Annotated in this window: 19 protein-coding genes and 1 pseudogene; 9 read left to right on the forward strand and 11 right to left on the reverse strand. The window is 45.4% G+C overall.

What is annotated here, in order from left to right:
• A pseudogene (locus V512_RS08920) lies at positions 1-377 on the reverse strand (IS1634 family transposase); the annotation flags it as partial.
• 353 nt (positions 378-730) lie between these two features.
• On the opposite strand from V512_RS08920, the gene V512_RS14615 reads away from it, so the two are divergent.
• Complete coding sequence (locus V512_RS14615; protein ID WP_099830137.1) at positions 731-1,039, forward strand: citrate transporter; 309 nt, start codon at positions 731-733, stop codon at positions 1,037-1,039.
• Between the two features lie 52 nt (positions 1,040-1,091).
• Here V512_RS14615 and V512_RS08930 read toward each other — a convergent pair whose 3' ends face one another.
• Positions 1,092-2,186, reverse strand: a complete 1,095-nt coding sequence (locus tag V512_RS08930; RefSeq protein ID WP_099830138.1) for a hypothetical protein — start codon at positions 2,184-2,186, stop codon at positions 1,092-1,094.
• Positions 2,187-2,402: 216 nt separating this feature from the next.
• The gene (locus V512_RS08935; RefSeq protein WP_133117336.1) at positions 2,403-3,161 is read right to left on the reverse strand and encodes a class I SAM-dependent methyltransferase; all 759 of its coding nucleotides are present in this window, start codon (positions 3,159-3,161) and stop codon (positions 2,403-2,405) included.
• A 257-nt stretch (positions 3,162-3,418) separates the two neighbouring features.
• Between V512_RS08935 and V512_RS14620 the strand changes: the two genes are divergently transcribed.
• The 3 genes from V512_RS14620 (at position 3,419) to V512_RS08955 (ending at position 6,497) form a co-directional block, all read left to right on the forward strand.
• The gene (locus V512_RS14620; protein ID WP_165775376.1) at positions 3,419-3,556 is read left to right on the forward strand and encodes a hypothetical protein; all 138 of its coding nucleotides are present in this window, start codon (positions 3,419-3,421) and stop codon (positions 3,554-3,556) included.
• Positions 3,557-4,783: 1,227 nt separating this feature from the next.
• Positions 4,784-4,996 carry a hypothetical protein gene (locus tag V512_RS08950; RefSeq protein ID WP_099830141.1) on the forward strand — a complete coding sequence of 71 codons (213 nt, stop codon included), beginning with the start codon at positions 4,784-4,786 and terminating at the stop codon, positions 4,994-4,996.
• A 256-nt stretch (positions 4,997-5,252) separates the two neighbouring features.
• On the forward strand, positions 5,253-6,497 hold the full coding sequence (locus V512_RS08955) for a hypothetical protein (protein WP_099830142.1): 1,245 nt from the start codon (positions 5,253-5,255) through the stop codon (positions 6,495-6,497).
• 54 nt (positions 6,498-6,551) lie between these two features.
• On the opposite strand, the gene V512_RS08960 is transcribed toward V512_RS08955, so the two are convergent.
• The 3 genes from V512_RS08960 to V512_RS14625 all read right to left on the reverse strand — a co-directional run bounded on the left by V512_RS08960 (position 6,552) and on the right by V512_RS14625 (position 8,042).
• Positions 6,552-6,737, reverse strand: coding sequence for a transcription initiation factor TFIIIB (locus V512_RS08960; protein ID WP_099830143.1), 186 nt, complete (start codon positions 6,735-6,737; stop codon positions 6,552-6,554).
• A gap of 222 nt (positions 6,738-6,959) precedes the next feature.
• Positions 6,960-7,400 carry a hypothetical protein gene (locus V512_RS08965; RefSeq protein WP_099830144.1) on the reverse strand — a complete coding sequence of 147 codons (441 nt, stop codon included), beginning with the start codon at positions 7,398-7,400 and terminating at the stop codon, positions 6,960-6,962.
• Positions 7,401-7,838: 438 nt separating this feature from the next.
• A complete protein-coding gene (locus V512_RS14625) occupies positions 7,839-8,042 on the reverse strand; it encodes a hypothetical protein (RefSeq protein WP_165775374.1) in 204 nt (67 codons plus the stop codon).
• Between the two features lie 395 nt (positions 8,043-8,437).
• Here V512_RS14625 and V512_RS08975 point away from each other — a divergent pair, with 395 nt between their 5' ends.
• Positions 8,438-9,046 (forward strand): DUF6305 family protein, encoded by a 609-nt coding sequence (locus V512_RS08975; RefSeq protein ID WP_099830145.1) that lies wholly within the window; start codon positions 8,438-8,440, stop codon positions 9,044-9,046.
• Between the two features lie 351 nt (positions 9,047-9,397).
• Entirely contained in the window at positions 9,398-9,859 is a 462-nt protein-coding gene (locus tag V512_RS08980; protein WP_099830146.1) for a hypothetical protein, read from the forward strand.
• A gap of 103 nt (positions 9,860-9,962) precedes the next feature.
• Here the strand turns inward: V512_RS08980 and V512_RS08985 are convergent, their stop codons facing one another.
• The 4 genes from V512_RS08985 to V512_RS09000 form a co-directional block, all read right to left on the reverse strand.
• Positions 9,963-11,882 carry a bifunctional 2',3'-cyclic-nucleotide 2'-phosphodiesterase/3'-nucleotidase gene (locus V512_RS08985; protein WP_099830147.1) on the reverse strand — a complete coding sequence of 640 codons (1,920 nt, stop codon included), beginning with the start codon at positions 11,880-11,882 and terminating at the stop codon, positions 9,963-9,965.
• Positions 11,883-12,056: 174 nt separating this feature from the next.
• Complete coding sequence (locus tag V512_RS08990) at positions 12,057-12,686, reverse strand: GNAT family N-acetyltransferase (RefSeq protein WP_099830148.1); 630 nt, start codon at positions 12,684-12,686, stop codon at positions 12,057-12,059.
• Between the two features lie 66 nt (positions 12,687-12,752).
• The gene (locus V512_RS08995; protein WP_099830149.1) at positions 12,753-12,983 is read right to left on the reverse strand and encodes a hypothetical protein; all 231 of its coding nucleotides are present in this window, start codon (positions 12,981-12,983) and stop codon (positions 12,753-12,755) included.
• Between the two features lie 112 nt (positions 12,984-13,095).
• Positions 13,096-14,187: a glycerol dehydrogenase gene (locus V512_RS09000; protein WP_099830150.1), complete on the reverse strand. Its 1,092-nt coding sequence runs from the start codon at positions 14,185-14,187 to the stop codon at positions 13,096-13,098.
• Positions 14,188-14,391: 204 nt separating this feature from the next.
• Between V512_RS09000 and V512_RS09005 the strand changes: the two genes are divergently transcribed.
• The 3 genes from V512_RS09005 (at position 14,392) to V512_RS09015 (ending at position 16,627) form a co-directional block, all read left to right on the forward strand.
• Positions 14,392-14,595, forward strand: a complete 204-nt coding sequence (locus tag V512_RS09005; RefSeq protein WP_099830151.1) for a hypothetical protein — start codon at positions 14,392-14,394, stop codon at positions 14,593-14,595.
• A gap of 283 nt (positions 14,596-14,878) precedes the next feature.
• Positions 14,879-15,772 (forward strand): carbohydrate kinase family protein, encoded by an 894-nt coding sequence (locus V512_RS09010; RefSeq protein WP_099830152.1) that lies wholly within the window; start codon positions 14,879-14,881, stop codon positions 15,770-15,772.
• A 192-nt stretch (positions 15,773-15,964) separates the two neighbouring features.
• Positions 15,965-16,627 carry a GDSL-type esterase/lipase family protein gene (locus V512_RS09015; protein WP_099830153.1) on the forward strand — a complete coding sequence of 221 codons (663 nt, stop codon included), beginning with the start codon at positions 15,965-15,967 and terminating at the stop codon, positions 16,625-16,627.
• A 284-nt stretch (positions 16,628-16,911) separates the two neighbouring features.
• On the opposite strand, the gene V512_RS09020 is transcribed toward V512_RS09015, so the two are convergent.
• Positions 16,912-17,307 (reverse strand): IS4 family transposase, encoded by a 396-nt coding sequence (locus V512_RS09020; RefSeq protein WP_165775377.1) that lies wholly within the window; start codon positions 17,305-17,307, stop codon positions 16,912-16,914.
• Between the last annotated feature and the right edge of the window lie 6 nt (positions 17,308-17,313).

Below are 17,313 nucleotides of genomic sequence, written 5' to 3' on the forward strand. Positions count from 1 at the left end.
AACTCAAGCTCTCTTTGCACCAAGAATGCAAGGAAACATACAACGAAATGACCCTTTATCCTTCTTGGTGTCCAGTGGAACATCGGTCTCACTTCAAGATTGCTCTTCATTATCCTAAAGGATTCTTCTATCTTCCATAAATCATGATGCTTGGATAGGATCGTTCTTGGATCAACCTTCTTCTCACTTGTCTGGATAGCATAGTATCCGTCTAGCCTGCTGGATTTCTCTATCGCATCTTTATCCAGAACCCACCTGGCATTGTCTGCGTTTATCTGTTTGAGATATTTCTTTCCTCCACGCTTGTTCGCGGCATCGATCTTCACTGTATATGACATGTCCCCAACCAAGGATCTCTTCTCCTTGTAAATCTTCAATAGAACAAACCTTCTTTCCACTAGCAAGCTCTACCAACCTTTGTCCAATTCTGAGCAAAGAAGGATTGTCCTCTACTCTTCCAAGGTTAAAGATAACCCTGTGACGACTCTTTCCTTCTTCGTCACGGTAAGATTCAACTAACTGAGCATACGTAAAGTTCTTAGATTTCGTGGGCTTTATAAACATGACTACATTATACAACACAATAGAATACTCCTATAAGCAAGTACTAGTATAATTAATAGCCAACTCCAACTTATAATCAGTTGCCACTACAAAATATAGACAAAAAAATAGCGCCTACGAAACCATGCGGGTTTGAGAAGCTATCTTCTCTGCTTTATGGGTTAAAGTGATAAACTCAAGAGACAATATCTCCAGAATGGATGTAATAGCCACGCTGATGAAGTCTCCAACAAATGATGAAATAAGGACAATGACAAGCACCGCTCTTATACCACAGTTTATCAGCAACGTGCCTGCTGCAATCCCCTTTTCCTCGTTTACCGAGAGCAACAAAGGACTTTTTATGAGCGTGAACATTGGAGGTAGCGGCACTATCATAGCCTCTCTGGCTAATCTGATAGCTTTTAGAATCTACGTGAAAGATAGGGGCAGAAACCTCAGATACCTGCAGTATTCACGATTTCGAGTTCCATAACACTTTTCCTAAGCCCCATTTTCGGCTTTCTAAGGCTCAAACTTGTTGGATTTCAATAGCCTGCAATTGAGAGTTCGGTCACATTGTAGTCAAGACTGTTTGGGCTCATCTGCTTTGTATAAAGAAGACGACCGGTTTTTCGATCGTAAACGTGTTGATTCGCGTACGTTCCGTTTGTCTGTTGAAGCATTATAACTTCAGTTCCATCTTGAAGCTTGCCAATGTAGCTCACACTGGTTACAACATTCGTGATGGGGTCTCGATCGATGTCCTGTACCTTTGTGAGCGAATTAAGGGCTTGAGCAGGAAGCCATATCGGGCCGTTCAACTGAGCCACACCGGTTACGGTGTGAAATTCCCCCGGAAGGTTTCCGTACTGCATGATTGTCATTTTTACGTAATCCCAGGAAAGCGAGGACGTTACCGGAGTTATCGTAGCCTGAGTCTGTGCGGGAGTGGTATATGAGCCGGGTATGTTGATCGTGTAAGTTCCTGAATATGACGTGGTCGTCAATTTCCAGGAGGGCCTTTGAGAGTTGAACCAGGGGAGATCAACATATCTAGCAGAAAGAAACTCCATTATGTTTTGATGTATATCTGTCCCCGACTGAGCTTGAGTCAGAAGATAAAGAAGAATACCTGAGGCTCGGTCATAAGTATAGACGTGTTTAGTATTTATTCCTCTCGATTCAATCCTGACGGCTTGCACCGTCTGCCCGCCGTATTGAATAGGCATCTCCGCAGCAGTCGTATTATCGCTGTTGAATTTCGACAAGTCGTTGAAAACCGCTGGATTTAACCACAAGTCGGAAACACCCGGTTTCTCTATAGTTCCAAATGAAAGACTGGGATAATAGCCGCCCCTCATCTCCATAAAATAAGTTTGTAAGAGCGCTAAGGATCCTTCTTCCAATGCCACAACATCCATCTGATAGAGGCCTACGCCGGAACCGCCGGTATCCGACAACCCTCCCCCGGGTTTCATCACGGCAGTGCTTGCCCTGTAGCTGAGCCTAAGTCCGGGAGCCATCCATTCAAGGGGACTATCCGAGTATTCGGGAAAGATAGCTAGCCAGACGCTATTCGCAAAAACCAAGGAAAACGCAAAAAACGCCACGAATAGTATGCTTGTGATTTTTCTGGTCATTCGACCCACCTCCTGCTTATTAGATTGTACAACAGTAAAGGTTCGAAAAGCGGCAGGGAAGAAGGCAGGAGATAGTAGGGAGAACCGCGGAAGCATCTTCAACAATTCGTTTGCAACAGCCAATTCCGAGCAACCAGAACTAGCCTAAGAGATGCCAAGATTCGATACTATGGTCACCTAATGCTTTTAACAGTTGACTCATCGAGCAAGAGTGCATTACTTCGCAATGACAGTGGTGAATTCAATTGTTGTAGAAGTTATCGGAAGCATATCCGGTCTTATGCCAAGAATTTCCGACTGCGGTGTCGGTTCGGCTCTTACCCGAACGGAGTTTTCAACCCTCGAGTTCCAGCCGGCCTCTTCAAGGCCTCTTACGAATTCTTTCGAGACGTGAAGGCCTCTGTCACTCACATAAGCAAGGTTTAGATCACCGTCTTCAAAGAAGATGCAAAGCGCTATCAGCTTTTTCGAGACTCTTCTTACCTCTTTGAAGACTTTCTTGGAATCTTGCATGTTTTGAAACCCTGCGGCACTTACGATGACATCTATTGAGTCATCTTTGAGCGGGAGATTTGCTGCATCAGCATTGATTTGAACAACTCTCTCTCCCCAGCCTCTGTAACGCAAGTACTGGAGAAGCCCGAAGCTGCTCGAAGGACTAATATCGACAGACAAGTATTCTTTTTCGGTAGAAGACAGTAGTTCTTCAAGCAGTCCGCCCATTCCGGTTGCCAGATCGAGGACCAAGCCCTGTTCCTTCTTGATCAGTTCAACGGTACGATTAAGGCTCTCGGTCATCGTGTGGTTGCATTCTTCTGTGTAAAGGGCCTCTCTCGACGGTCGGAGAAGTCTCTGGAAGTCGTCGAATTCTCCTCGATACCAGAGAGCGGTAGCCTTTATGAAACTGTCAGCCGGAGAAAGCTCATCCTCAGAAGGCTCAAAGAAACGCCTTTCAAGCTCCTCCTGACCGTTCATAAAACGCTTTCCGACCAAAGCTTATTGATCCTCACCCGACAGAAGGAAATCCAATACTCCCATTCGCTTTTGAAATCTCCGATAGCAGGAGGTTCATTCAAAAACATCTTCATTACTTATGATAGAAGAACCACACCCAGTGCACTGCAGAAGCCTCTTGATGTTCATCTTGGCACCTCCTTGGTGGCAAATAGAAGAGGTTATTTGTGTCTTCATTATAATTATGATATGAAAGAAAATCTGCAGGCGAGTTTGGTATGCTTCACGATGCGGACAACCTCCTTCAGAATATGTACGGTATTTTTCTCGACGAAAGAACGTTTGTTCTTTCGACAAACGGACAGGATACGGTTCTTAAATACCTAATGGAAACGGGCTTTTCAGTTACAGCATAGACAATGGCAAGACGACACTTCTTACGCCTCTGAATTATCCCACCTCACTGGTTGCAATGTCCTGGTAACAAATCCGTCTCATAGGTTGTTGCATAATCGAATAGAGAAGTGTTCCGAAAACGGGGTGATGGATTGTTCCTGCTCGAAAAACCCGACTACTCTATTGTGGCTGCCCGCTTTAACTCTTTTGAATCCCATTTGGCTGTAAGGTCTGTTTTAGAAGGAAATATCCAATCGGTCGCATATATTCGAATGATTTCACAAATCCAAATCTTGCAGTCATATGGCCTCTCACAAATGTTCTATACGTAGCAGGTGATTACTCAAATCACTTGAGCTGTCCGAATTTCTACAGAAGGAAATCATCCCGGCTTCAAGAAATGGGGTACTCCAGGTCTGATAATCACTTTTGATCAATCTTCAGAGTGGAAATACGAGCTCGCTAATCTCTTGGGAGACAAAATAGACGAGATGCCTAGGAGATATTATATTTCAGTGAAGCTGAGGGAGAGAAACCGGCCACCTACCGGTTTTGAGATCATGACTGTGAAAACAGCGCTGGAAGAAAGATCACTCAAAGGGCAGACCGGCTGGTTCAATGCCTTCTGGCCGGATACTTGCTCCTTTCTGCGCTCGGGCATAGGATACTGCGTGGTGAAGAACAACCAGATAGTCGCTTGGTGTATCACGATATACTCTGGAGAGCGTCGGAAATTGGGGCTTGAGACCCAGGGGATTTTCGGGGGCTCGGTCTCGGCTCTCTTACGTCAGCGCTCTGCGTAAGAGATTGCGTTGATAAAGGGCTTAGACCTGAATGGCACTGCAGGGAGAGCAACCCAGCCTCAATTGGGGTAGCAGAGAAGATCGGATTCTCGGATCCTGTACATTACAAGAGTCTCTTTTTGAATTTGACGAAAGGCTCATAGTATCTGTACCCGGTTAGTTTTCCAAGTCGGCCATAGAAGGATCAGTATCTTGACTTACCCTGGCAATTGAACTTCAGCTTAGGCATTGATTCGTTAAGTCATAAAGAGAACTTATTGACCAACAGAGATGAAGTAGTGAATTGTGATAACATAAACATGAATTTGTGCTAAACTTTATATGAAAGCCACGGGACAATTTCTCACAAGGCCGGATCGTTAAAGCACGGTTCTCATTTAGTAATCACAGCCTTCCATTCTTTCTTCTGGCTCTTTCCGTAACTCGAATAAGGAGGAATGAAATATGTCTTATAAACACTATTATGTTGGTGACAGCGCTATGCTCTCTGGTGACTACGAGGTTCACACAAGGGACTGCGTTGAGATGGTGAGGATAAAGTCGAGGACTTACCTTGGCTATTTTGACAACTGTCAGGATGCAGTTAGGAAGGCAAGTGATATCTATCCCAATGTGTGTGGATGCAAGTACTGCTCTCCCGGGTGTCACAGGAGGTAGCCATCGCAACTGCGAGGAAGCAGCAGAGTAATTATGGGTTTGGTTAGTTGAATGAGCTGGTTACGTCAATAACAAGATTGAATGCCTCAAGGGATCTCGTTAAGCTGAGTTTTGGTCTAATTTCACATGCCTGATTTTCCGACTTAATGACTGCGTTATCCTCTATTCGAGAATGCTACTCATGCTAGAATCGTTTGGATCTAAATTGCTCTTGGGTTCTAAGAGACAATTGTGGACTCTTGGAGGAGAAAGCTATTTGAAAGACGAAAGAATGAAGGTCGGAATCGGTTTTGCAACTGGGAGAAAGCACTTTCAGAGGGTTTTGCGCAGCTACGTCTACAACTGGAAAGAATCTGAACTGGTTGACAGCAAAGAGCTTACCCTGAATCTATTTGTTGCGTATGATCTGAACTACAAGAATACACAGAAGGCAAATTACACCAGGATCAGTTCCAGTGTGAACGAATTACTGTTCTCCAAACATTTCATAGGTCAGAAGGAACTAGAAGAAGAAAAGAGATTGCTAATCAAGAGTGGGATTGTTGATTCGGAAGAAGCTTCGTTGGTTTTTGGAAAAGGATACGCTTCCCAGAGAAACATCGTTCTTTACACTGCTCTGAAGAATCACATAGATTGCCTTCTCTATCTTGATGATGATGAGTATCCATTTGCCGTTTTGAACAACATGGGTTCCGTTTCGTGGATAGGCCAGCATGTTTTGAAAACGCATTTGAATTATATTGACCGGGCCGACATCACCTACGGTTATCACTGTGGTTACATTTCACCGATCCCATTCATAGAGTTTTCGCCAGCGCTACCGGAAGATACGTTCAGACTGTTTATTGAGGCGATAAGCAATGACATAGTTAAGTGGGAGACTCTTAGAAGACTTATAGTAGCCGGAGGAGTCTCGTACGCCGATCCGGGCATACTGAACAGTGGTGAAGTCATTGAAGTTGAAGAGGTAAATCATGCGAAGTTTATCTCAGGATCGAACCTCTGTTTGAATCTTAAGGACCCGAGCAGACTATTTCCCTTCTATAATCCCCCTGGAGCACGAGGTGAAGATACTTTCTTGAGTACCTGCCTGAGTGACAGGAAGGTGCTGAAAGTTCCACGTTACGCCTTTCACAACGCTTTCTCGACATACAACCATATTTTGATGGGTGTTCTCCCCACCAGTCTCAGCCCAATAAGAGCCGACTCGAGAGAGATAGTAAGGCGTTTCTACAGATCATGTATAGGCTGGATAAGATACAAGCCTCTGCTTCTCTACATAACTGATCGCGATAACTATTCAGAGAAAATCGAAGAGATGAAAATCGACCTTAGGGAAACATTACCTTGCATTTCATCGTACTTTGGTACCGATTCATTCTACAACATTTCCAGAGAGCTGAATAAGTACCATAAGTCCGTTGAGAAACACTACGAACAATTTGAAAGAGCTAAAGGGATTTGGTCAAAGATATCTGGTTATCTCCGGGAAGCTTATTAAGGATTGTGAATAGGTATTTGATCTGAAGCTTACATGGAGTTCCCAAAGGAAAAATCAGAACTTCTCAGGCTTTTCTGCATGGAGATCGAAGATATGTCCGCATTCTCTGCAAACGCGCACGATCACCTTAGAGCCCATCGAAAGAGGCTTTCCTAAAGGCATAAGTGCTGCATAGCCTGACCAGTAACCCTTTCCTATGTCCAGTGAGCCACAGTTTGGGCACTTGTCTGTTCGAATCATCGAATACCTCCAGTAGTCATTTCAAAATTGAAATGATCCAGTATTCCATTAAAGCAAATCTAGAACGAATAGGTAATCTTGCTTTGCTGTCAACCATCAGTCGACTCTAGAACCATTTTGGTACTCAGTACTCAGCTCAACAGTAAGCATTTCGCTTATGTCATGAACGCCGCATAGATAGTTGGAGCTTGAAAATCATGACCAAAGCGAAAGATAAGTCCTTCATCTTTTTGAAGAAATGAAGGCGGCGAAAAGAACCACAACTCCTCCTGCAAGCAGGATTGTCCACCCAAGCCAGTGAACTTGCGGTCCGCCGATTATATTCGCTATTTCCTCTCCAGAACTACCGGGAACATTGCTCTGGATAAGCTCTTTAAACTGAGTTCTCAAGGAGTTCTCGTCGGGCAGGTCCTTAATTACGGTAATCAACCTCGCTACTACAACCCCAATCGAAGCAAGCCCGGAAAGAAAGACCATCGATCTCACTTTCACGATTCCCATGATACCTGCAAAGATAGCAATTGCTAGTGTTAGTGAGCCATACAGATCTCCGCCGTTGAAAAAGGTCGCTTCGCTTCCTCCGGGGAAACGTACTATCGGCAGGAACAAACCAGCTATAATCATTGCCGCTCCAATAACAGCGAGAAAGATGCTCTTTTTCACAATCTCCACCTCTTTTCTGATGTTCAACGAGTATTAGACTTTTATCTAGCCTCGGCCAATAATATCAGAATACCATTCCAAGGTGTTGGATGTCTTATCTCCGATATACAGATAATGAAGTCTAAATCTAACTCAAAGGGAGGTGTTCTTAATCTCCTTCAATTCGATTTTGAATAGATTCTATTTTGATGCATCAACTCTCTCTTGAGTAGATTTAATTATGATGCATTACGATCTCATCGGGAGAGCCCTGATTGTGAAAATGTCGGTTATCAGATCGCGACTTCAAGGGTTTCGTTTCCGAATTCGCTCTCCACAAACGGGAACTGCATTACCTTCTCCAGAGGCTAAACATCCTTCGGACTTTCTTCTGGCATCATGTGGACTGAATTCTGAACTACAATTCTCAGCTGATCAAGGTTCCCGAAGTAGAAATCCTTATAGATTCTGCTCCACCAGATCGAGATCTCTGTATAAGAGATTGCTTTCAAAGCCAGTGAAGAACATCTCTACGCAGTCCACGAACTTTCTTTGAATGTCTATTTCTTCAATATATTCGTAGAGTTTCTCACCTGTATTTATCTGAGGGTAGTATATACGGATTGTGTCTCTGGTCTCATCGAATGTAACTGAGAATTCCATTTTGACTTTGTTTCGTTCTGTGTGGTGTAGTAATCCGAACTCTTCTCAAGAGCGCAAACTGGTGCCGTCGCAAATAAGGCAAATGCTAACAATACTATCAAACTCTTATATCATATAGACCTCCTAAAATCGTTAGACAAATCCGATAAAAGTTGTTCTATTATACAAATTCTCATTTTTCCTAGAGAAGATTAACAAACTCTCTAGAGTGAATGGGCAGAGAATCTTTGGCGAAGACGAACAGTATATAGACCTAGATAGGAGTTGTGTTCTCGTGCAAAGAAGGATTAAATTTGATAAAATTGGTCATATTAAGAACTTTGTTTTAGATATCGGAAGGAACAGTTCTTAAGATCGATCTGGTCACGGCTCTTAAATGTTATGGAGGGAAATCTATGAAACCAAAAATATCGGTGCTATTTACAGCCATACTAGTTGCGTTTCTTATATCACCGCTTTCTGCAGGAAATCTGGAACCTCTAGCAAGAGCCCCGATTATTGCAACGGCGATAGGCGACGGTGCTGCATCAGACGTTCTCGCCCTAGTCTGTGAAATGCACGGAATTGATTACGAGAACATCCTTCAGTTGAAACCCGAAGACTTCACCGAGAGACTCGACTCGAAGAACGCGCCCGGAACACTTTTTATTGCCCCTGGTGCCATGGTCGAGGGGGATCTATATACTGTATGCGGCGTTGAGGAAATCGATGTCGGTCAGGAGGTCTCCAGAATAGAGGAGCTCGTATCGATAGCGAAAGCGCGAGGAGTTCCTGTTGTAGCCATTCATATTGAAGGTGGCTTCACTTCACCAGACAACGATCCGAGGCAGTCCTTCGACTTGCTTATGCCGAAAGCCGACTACATAATTCTGGTATCACCGGGAGGACCGAGTGAGTATTTCTCCGCGCTCTCGGAGGAAACCGACGTTCAGGTGATAGTGGTCGACAAAGCTGAAAGAATTATCGATGCTCTTGATCTCTTATTCTCAATGGGTGGATCTTGATGTAACGCTCGAAACATAGTCTCACATAATCAGTCTTTAAATCTCTTTGATAGCTTCGGATAGAATGAGAGTCCTCATGAGTCTTCTTCTTTTTTAAGGATCAAAGATTGAAGTTCCTTCCATTGATGGTTTCTGGGTGTTGAAATATTCAAGTATATTAAGACACTCTCACTGTTTATTGACTGAACGATAAGGGCTTTCCAATTCGCCAAATGGTTATCGATACAAATTTGCCTCTTCAGGTACTTTGAATTCTTCGTGAGTTGCTCCAGCTCATTGCTCACCTTTTTGCCAGTGATAGAATTGACATGCGGGAGGAAGGAAAAATAACCCCGGAAAGGATGGTTATCTATGGATTCTGAAAAGCTTACGGAGCACGAATGGCACAAAAAGCAGGCGATAGAGAACTTCAACCTTACATGGGACCTTATTGACAAGAAAGACAGAACTGCAGAAGATGACCTTCTTATGATACACACCGCTCACGCATCACGCTTTCACTGGGGTGTGGTGGGTACCCCGATTGAATTTGCGAGGGGGGAGTGGCAAGTGTCCAGGGTTTATTCTTTGCTTAACATGGCAGAGTCAGCTTTGTATCATGGTGAGCTTTCGCTGAAATATTGCACCGACAATGCCATAAGTGGTTTCGATCTTGCCTTTGGCTATGAAGCCGTTGCTAGAGCCTACATGATTGCAGGAAAACGTGACCGTATGGATGAGTACATAAAGCTGGCAAGAGAAGCAGCCGATTTAATCGACGAAGAGCAGGACAAGAACTACTTTCTTTCGGAGCTGGAAAGCATCTCTCTTTAGCAGAAATTGATAGCCGGCTGACTGAAAATGATTCCGAACCAAACGCAGCAGAAAGACAAATAAGAAGGGCCCCTTTCGCGGGGCCCTTTATTCAGAAAGCAAGCTAATTGACTTCCTGCAGAGCTGCCTCTTCAAGGTATTCAGCGAGTTCAAACAGGTCTACTTTGTAGACTCCCCATCCTGCCTCATCAACCTCTAAGAAATCTATTCCGCGAATTGCATTTCTCTCAACGTATCCTTGACCTTCTGGAGAAGATCGATAGAGAAGAGGTCCGGCGGTCTCGATGGGAAGAATCTTCCAGTTGTTCGTGGGGGCGGGATCTACTTCGCCAATATATTGTATGTACTTTATTATTGCCTCCCGGTTTATCTCCGTTGTGGCAAGTATAACGTTATCGGCTACATGTGGGAAATTTCCTCCTCCACTCCCTCGGTAGTTGTTTGTCACTACCAGGAACTCCATTGACGCATCAAGCGGATTGCCTTCAAAGGTCGCAGAAATCAGTCGCTGGCCGGCAGGCCTGGTTATGTCGTAAACGTATTCTATTCCTTCAATCACATCGAAGTTGTATTCCCTGAAATCGTAGTTGACTATATGTTGCGGCTCTGCAGACGACGGGTCAATCTGATTGAAGTTACTTGCGGCCGCCTCGAGCCAGTCTTTTATCTGTTCGCCGTTAAGTTTTGCCACATAAATAGTATTCGGGTAAATGTAGATGTCAGTAATTGAGCCGATCGAGATGTCTCCTTGAACGTGTGTGAAATATGTCGGGCCCTGTCTGCCGGCAATGAATGGAGCAGCAGCGCTGAGAATTGGGAGCCATTCGTATTCGGAACCGGCAAATTCACGCTCCGCCCACCATATTTGAGCTTCGTTTATGATCTGAGTGACAGGATTGTCCATTATTCTTGAGAAGTAAGACGTTATCTCAGTATCGGTCCAGCCGATGGGAGTTCTTACATACTCAATCGTCGCTTCGTGCTTCGGCCAAACGAGTTCAGCCAGAAGCGGATGAGTTTCGACATCGGCGTCAACGGGAACAAGAGCTGCCGAACCATCTAACACTTCCCACTCTCCCGTATTCCAGTCATAGGCGAGGTCGAGACTTATTACACCTAAGTGTGAACCCCAAGAGCCCGGAAGTACAGTAGGAACACCGAAGATTAGGCCCTTGTCGTTATCGATGCTCTCGATGTCTGCAAAATCCCCAGGGAAATGAGAATGTTGGTGACCAAGAATCATTGCGTCAATACCTTCGATCTGAGCGAGATAATAGCCGGCGTTCTCCTGAGCGTCATAACTGGTTATTTCATCTGTGGAGATTCCCGTGTGGGCAACTGCAATTACGAGGTCTGCCTGGTCTCTGAGGATAGGAATGTACTTTTCTGCTTGTTCGACAATACCCTGTGTGAAGACGTTGCCTTCAAGATGACGTCTTCCCCAGCTCATAATCTGTGGCGGCGTGAAGCCGATCACACCGATCTTGATCGGGATTCCATCGACTTCTCTCTCGAGAATTACGTATGGGTCGGTCAAGAATCCCTTGGGATCATCTGCAAGCCTTATGTTTGCTGATACCCAGGGAAAAATCGAATTGCTTTTCGCGCGTTCAAAGAATTGCAGGCCAAAGTCAGTAACATCGTGATTTCCGACGGAGACTGCATCGTAACCTATGTAGTTGTAGGCACGGACGATGGTCTGGAAGTCGAATCCCTTAAGAGGATTCACATCGGCCTCGTAATCTCCGACAAGGCTTCCCTGAATGAAGTCGCCTGTGTCGAAGAGCAGAGTGTTTGCGTTTTCGTCTCTCACTTTTTCGATGAGCGTGAAAACCTTTGCAAGACCAATACTCTCATTCGGTTTGTCCCCCATGTAGTCGTAGGGCATTATGTATTGATGCATGTCTGTTGTACCCATTATGACAAGGGTATGGGCAGTCTTGCCAGCAGCAGAAAACAACGCACTCGAAAAAGCTACCAGAATCAGCAGAACCAGTGACAGAACCTTTCTTCTATCAGGCATCTAACCACTCCTCCTTCACTATACTGGTTGCTTTCTACTATGTGAGTTAATGCAGCAACCGTTTTGGATTATTATTATACAACCAGACCTGACTGTAGGCAAAGAAGTACATTACCTGTTCTAAAGTGCTCTAGAATATTGGCAGGAAATAGAGAGTATTGCAGTGGAGAAGTCTCATAACGCTTTGAACCAGGGTACGTTTAAGTCGCAGATCGTCGAGATTGCCGAGTCATAAAGTGCATTTGCTGCCTCTGAATATCCCCCAACAAATGTTCTCACCGCACCCATTCTCTTTAACCTGCGGAGTCCTTCTGTTAACATTGCCTTTCCCAGACCTCTATTGTGGTACTCCGGCACAACCCCAACCGGCTCATAATATCCGGTTCTGGTGACGTCATCATACCATATCGTGCAGAAGCCGGCTATCTCGCCGCCGGGAGCAACTGCGACAATATCTAGATCTCTCCTGTACAGGGGTTGCTTCTGGATATTGAGATACCATTCCCAGCCCTCGTAATCTTCGTCCGGCTCGTCAGGATGAAAGGCCCTCCAGGAAGCCCAGCTTCTGGAAGGTAGTTCTTCTGCATTTCCAAGAGAGCGGATCTCGAAACCTTTTGAGATCGAGACCTCTACAATTTGACCTTTCAAGTCTCGTCGATGCTGATGTTCTGGCCAATCTCCTCGCGAATAACCTCTTCTCTTCAAAATCTCTATCCTTCTTCTTTCCTGAGAATCGGCGAACACCCAGAGCCTCTTGACTCCGTCTTTCTCGCTAAAAAGGTGCTTCTCCGAGACTTCAAGCATCTCTTCTTCCAGCTCTTCGCAGTCAAAAGACGGATGTACTTGAGAATGGACCTCGCCGAACCCCTCTCAGTTGACGGCCGTCACAATCTTCTTGTTGCCGTCTTCCCAGAATATAATATGCTCATTCAGTGAATAGACTTTCAAACAGTTTTCCATCACATGCCAACGCCAGTAGTGGAGTCTAGCAACATGCCAGGAGTACTCGCGCAGTCCATTGTCCGTAAAAACCTTCCTAAGGAACTCTCTCAGCTTACAGTAATCCTCTTCACTCTCATATCTCGGCATTCTGTACTCCATTTTCGCCTCTCCACCTCAGTAATTTTCAACGTTCAGTTCTAATATTTAATTGTTAAAGCCGGGCTGATTTATCGGCCCGGCGACTTTGGCTTAATGAGATGTAAACTTGTCTCTATTCCTGCAAGCGGTACTTCCCATACGCGTCCGCTGCCTTGAGAGCAGAGAATACTGTTTCGGGCCTTACCTCAACCAGTTCGTTATGAATCGTCTCGCCTTCTGCGGAGGAAGTCTCCGCGACTTTCATCAGCTGTTCGTATGTAGCGTTCCCCAGCCCGATACCTTCAAGCGTTGTTGGAAGTCCGACTGTTTCACAGAAGCAGAACACTTCATCGATTACAGCGGGATCCTTTTCAGTAAGGAACAGCGACGCAAGCGTTCCGAAGGCTACTTTTTCTCCGTGGAAAAACTCGTGAGTCTCTTCCAAGATGGTGAGTCCATTGTGAATCGCGTGAGCCGCGGCAAGTCCTCCACTTTCGAATCCAAGGCCGCTCAGCAGAGTATTGGCCTCGATGACTTTCTCGAGAGCCGAAGTTACCACCTGTGCCTGGCAGGCGTTCTTTGCCTGCTCTCCATACTTCAATAGAGTTTCGTAGCAAAGTCTTGCAAGGGAGTAAGCCGTCATCGAACCAGGATTACCCGTCATGTTCTTGGCGTTTCCGATCTCGCAAGATCTTGCTTCAAACCAGGTTGCAAGAGCATCGCCCATTCCAGAAACAAGAAATCTTGCGGGTGCGGATGCGATAACCTTGGAATCTACCAGAACAAGATCGGGGTTTTTCGGGAGGAAGAGATATCTCTTGAACTCTCCTTCAGGTGTATATATTACAGATAGCGCGCTGCAAGGCGCATCCGTTGAAGCAATGGTTGGAACAACGGCCACGGGAATCTTAAGGTTGTGAGCAACGGCCTTGGCTGTGTCCAGTGTCTTTCCTCCTCCAATTCCGACAAGCACGTCGGCCTTGCCTGTGGCTTTGTCGGAAAGCCGATCGATCTCTTCGTCGGAACACTCTCCGCTGAATTCAATGATCTCGGCAGAGACTTCTTCAAGCAATGAATCCTTGATAGAAGGAATTATGTTCTCGTACACGAACGGATCGGTTATAAAAAAGGCGTTTTCACCGAATCTTTTCAGTTCCTTTCCCAGAGAATTCAGCGCATAGGCTCCCTGAACGTATCTCCCAGGGAAGATCGTAGCTTTTATCATGGACAACACCTCCTTATCTAAATAATTATAACGAAAAAGCCGACTAAGTTTGTGAAATAAAGATCAATATTTACTGTGCTTTTTCCCTTGATCACTGAATATTCTTGTAAGCAGCTCCGGATGCTATAATTTCAAATAGGATGTCCTTAGTGCGGACTATCTACCGAGACAATCTATGCAATTGTTTGAAGGAGGTGTTGTGAAGTGATTTACTACGTAGATGACAGCGCAAAGCCGGCCGGAGAACACGAGATTCATACCGAACACTGTGAGAGACTGAGAGAAGTGAAGTCGAAGACAATGCTGGGAGATTTCGTGAACTGCTTTGGAGCGCTTCAGAAGGCTCGCGAGCTTTACCAGAATGTTGACGGCTGTGCTTACTGCTGTAGCGAATGTCATAAGGACTGACACATGTACAACTTGCTACACCCTAACTCGACAATCTATCGATGAGTTCACAACAAATGTCTTATATCTTATTATCTGAACAGCCTTGAAGGCTGTTCTTTTTATCGATCGATTTTCTGTTGTAACTGCAGAGCTCGCGTGCAAGATTTCCGCATGGAATACTTGTTCTCGAACTGGGGTCGTTGTGTCGCCCGACGGAACTTCTCCATCGTTCCACGAATGCTATAATCTGTGAAGGTTTCGAGAAAACACTGTTGAAGAGATTGAAGAAGAGAGTGATCAAATGGATAGAGTAATTGTGGTTGGGAATATCGATGTAGATATAATAGCAGGTGCGGTGGATGACTGGCCCGAATGGGGCACGGAGATCGGCGTTGATTCAATCGAAATGCGTATTGGCGGCCAGGCGGCTAACACGGCTGTTGTGCTTGCCGATCTCGGAGTACCGGTGGATATTGTGACGGTAGCGGGAAATGATCTCTTCGGGAAGACGTTCAAGGAGAGATTCAAAGATATGGGAGTGTCGGTAGAAGGGTTTGATCTTATCCAGGGCAGAACACCATATACAATTGCGGTTACCCATATAGACAGCGAGAGGAGTTTCATCAGTAACGAGACGATAATGCACCATCTAGATGTTGACTTCGTAAAAAGCAAACTCACTGGTGTTAAGGGAGCGCACATTTTGTTCTGCGGGATAAATGTTCTTAACGGTCTAAGAGAAAGCAACCTGCAGACATTGCTGGAAGCTCTCAGAAAAGAAAACACAATCTATCTCGATCCCGGATGGCCACCGGATGGCTGGAGTCTTTTCAGAATTCAGATTCAGAGACTGCTAGATTCGGTGGACTGGTTTATGCCCAATGAAGCGGAGCTCATGGAAGCTACTAACCAGTCAACGATAGAGGCTGCAACTGAAACGTACCTCGAGGACTATGAAGGTCAGGCAATGGTCAAGATGGGTTCCAAAGGTTCTCTTATGATTGGAAGAGAGAATTCAAGACTCTATCCCACAGCGGAATCCAAGAATGTTGTAGATACAATAGGTGCTGGAGATTCTTTCAACGCTGGGTTCATATACTCTAATTCGTCGAATGGTGAGCCAGATATTAACTTTGCGCACAGAGTAGCTAGAGATTGGATTGAGGGGCGATACAGAAGTAAGATCATGATCTAGAGAATAGCAGTTATGTTGCTCGATGTTAACGCAACGGTCGGTAGGAAGCGGCTCCGACATTCCTGCTCGTAGTATAGAGGAGGGTTACTATTATCGGAAGGGTTCCACATAACGGATCAGTTCTCCTGCTTCTCTTTTGCCAGAGGGTTGAGAGATAATCTGCATTTGGATTGAATGGAGGGGTTGAGAAGAGTGCTTCTTAAAGAAGGGCAAAGAGTTCTCTTTCAAGGAGACAGCGCAACAGATGCCGGCAGAGACAGAGAAGACTTCTTTGGTCTGGGAAACGGTTACCCCGCTATTATTTCTGGGCTTGTCGGAGCCGCATATCCCGGGTTAAGAATAGATTTTCTAAACAGGGGTGTCGGAGGCGATAGGGTGAAGGATCTTCGAGAACGCTGGAAAGCCGACTGTATTGATTTATCGCCAGACTGGATTTCAATACTTGTCGGGGTAAATGACTGCTGGCGGTTCTATGACAGCAATAACAAGACCGAACCAGTCATCTTCGAAAGAGATTATAGGTATCTGCTCGAACCAGTTACCGCTATCGGGGCGTCTTCAATAATTATGGAACCGTTCTTTCTCCCGTTAAGAGGCGAGATGGAGTTCTGGGCAGAAGACCTTGGACCGAAGATTCAGATAATCAGAAGACTTGCGAGGGAATATGAGGCCATTTACATCCCGCTTGACGGGATTTTTGCTTCTGCGGCAACAATGAGAGAGCAGGGTTTCTGGGCAGAAGATGGTGTCCATCCCTCTCGAGAGCTCATCATTACCCACATGATGTTCTCTGGAAGCCATCTCATCATCTCCTGGTTTTTAACTAAGACCCTGGACGCGGAGTGTCAACGATGAACCGCTCTTCTGCTCTTGATCTTAAATCCCCGCTCGAGCGGGGGGGACCGCTTGCGGTGGGGTGTGTGCTCTTTGAAGCGCGTCTCACATCGATCCGACTGGCCGAGTTTTATCGGATGTATAACTCTTCACGTGATTGGTCTGTCTGTGCTATATGTTCTTGCCAGGAACCAACAACCGCTCTCTCAGGAGTATTCCAGGGCAGCGGCTTTTCCAGTCCTCAAAGACCAACACCCTCCGCCACTTCTTGGCCCTCCTCCCTCAAGCTCATCATTACCCATAAGTCAGGTAGAAAAAGTGTCTGCATATTCAAGGACAATGAGCAGCTTTATGAGACCCTGCCAGACGGTCTTTACCCCTGGATATCCATCGCTCTTTCTTCCAATGAAGCCGCCAATTCTTCCCAGCATGTAGACTATCTCGTTTATTGTCGGTGGTTCATTTGGCAAAGGTTTGTCTTTGTTTGCCATCTTGTACAGGACCTTCCATTCATTTTCATCGAGAAAGAACAATGACCGCTTTTCGTTGAACTCTCTTCCAAGATATGTAAGCCATAAGAGGAACCATGCAACAACATTATATATGGCTATTGCAACCTCTAGTCTTTTCCTCTCCTCCAGCTGAAGGTTCTCTACCTTGCATCCACTCTTTAGTGTGTAATGGAATCTCTCTATTATCACCTCCAT

This window comes from Mesotoga sp. Brook.08.105.5.1 (assembly GCF_002752635.1).
Taxonomy (GTDB): Bacteria; Thermotogota; Thermotogae; order Petrotogales; family Kosmotogaceae; genus Mesotoga.

What these genes read in the sequence shown, in the direction of transcription:
- V512_RS08930 (WP_099830138.1), bottom strand. Translation starts at nt 2,186, where the DNA reads ATGACCAGAAAAATCACAAGCATACTATTCGTGGCGTTTTTTGCGTTT.
- V512_RS08935 (WP_133117336.1), bottom strand. Translation starts at nt 3,161, where the DNA reads ATGAACGGTCAGGAGGAGCTTGAAAGGCGTTTCTTTGAGCCTTCTGAG.
- V512_RS14620 (WP_165775376.1), top strand. Translation starts at nt 3,419, where the DNA reads ATGCTTCACGATGCGGACAACCTCCTTCAGAATATGTACGGTATTTTT.
- V512_RS08950 (WP_099830141.1), top strand. Translation starts at nt 4,784, where the DNA reads ATGTCTTATAAACACTATTATGTTGGTGACAGCGCTATGCTCTCTGGT.
- V512_RS08960 (WP_099830143.1), bottom strand. Translation starts at nt 6,737, where the DNA reads ATGATTCGAACAGACAAGTGCCCAAACTGTGGCTCACTGGACATAGGA.
- V512_RS14625 (WP_165775374.1), bottom strand. Translation starts at nt 8,042, where the DNA reads ATGGAATTCTCAGTTACATTCGATGAGACCAGAGACACAATCCGTATA.
- V512_RS08975 (WP_099830145.1), top strand. Translation starts at nt 8,438, where the DNA reads ATGAAACCAAAAATATCGGTGCTATTTACAGCCATACTAGTTGCGTTT.
- V512_RS08980 (WP_099830146.1), top strand. Translation starts at nt 9,398, where the DNA reads ATGGATTCTGAAAAGCTTACGGAGCACGAATGGCACAAAAAGCAGGCG.
- V512_RS08985 (WP_099830147.1), bottom strand. Translation starts at nt 11,882, where the DNA reads ATGCCTGATAGAAGAAAGGTTCTGTCACTGGTTCTGCTGATTCTGGTA.
- V512_RS08990 (WP_099830148.1), bottom strand. Translation starts at nt 12,686, where the DNA reads ATGCTTGAAGTCTCGGAGAAGCACCTTTTTAGCGAGAAAGACGGAGTC.
- V512_RS08995 (WP_099830149.1), bottom strand. Translation starts at nt 12,983, where the DNA reads ATGGAGTACAGAATGCCGAGATATGAGAGTGAAGAGGATTACTGTAAG.
- V512_RS09000 (WP_099830150.1), bottom strand. Translation starts at nt 14,187, where the DNA reads ATGATAAAAGCTACGATCTTCCCTGGGAGATACGTTCAGGGAGCCTAT.
- V512_RS09010 (WP_099830152.1), top strand. Translation starts at nt 14,879, where the DNA reads ATGGATAGAGTAATTGTGGTTGGGAATATCGATGTAGATATAATAGCA.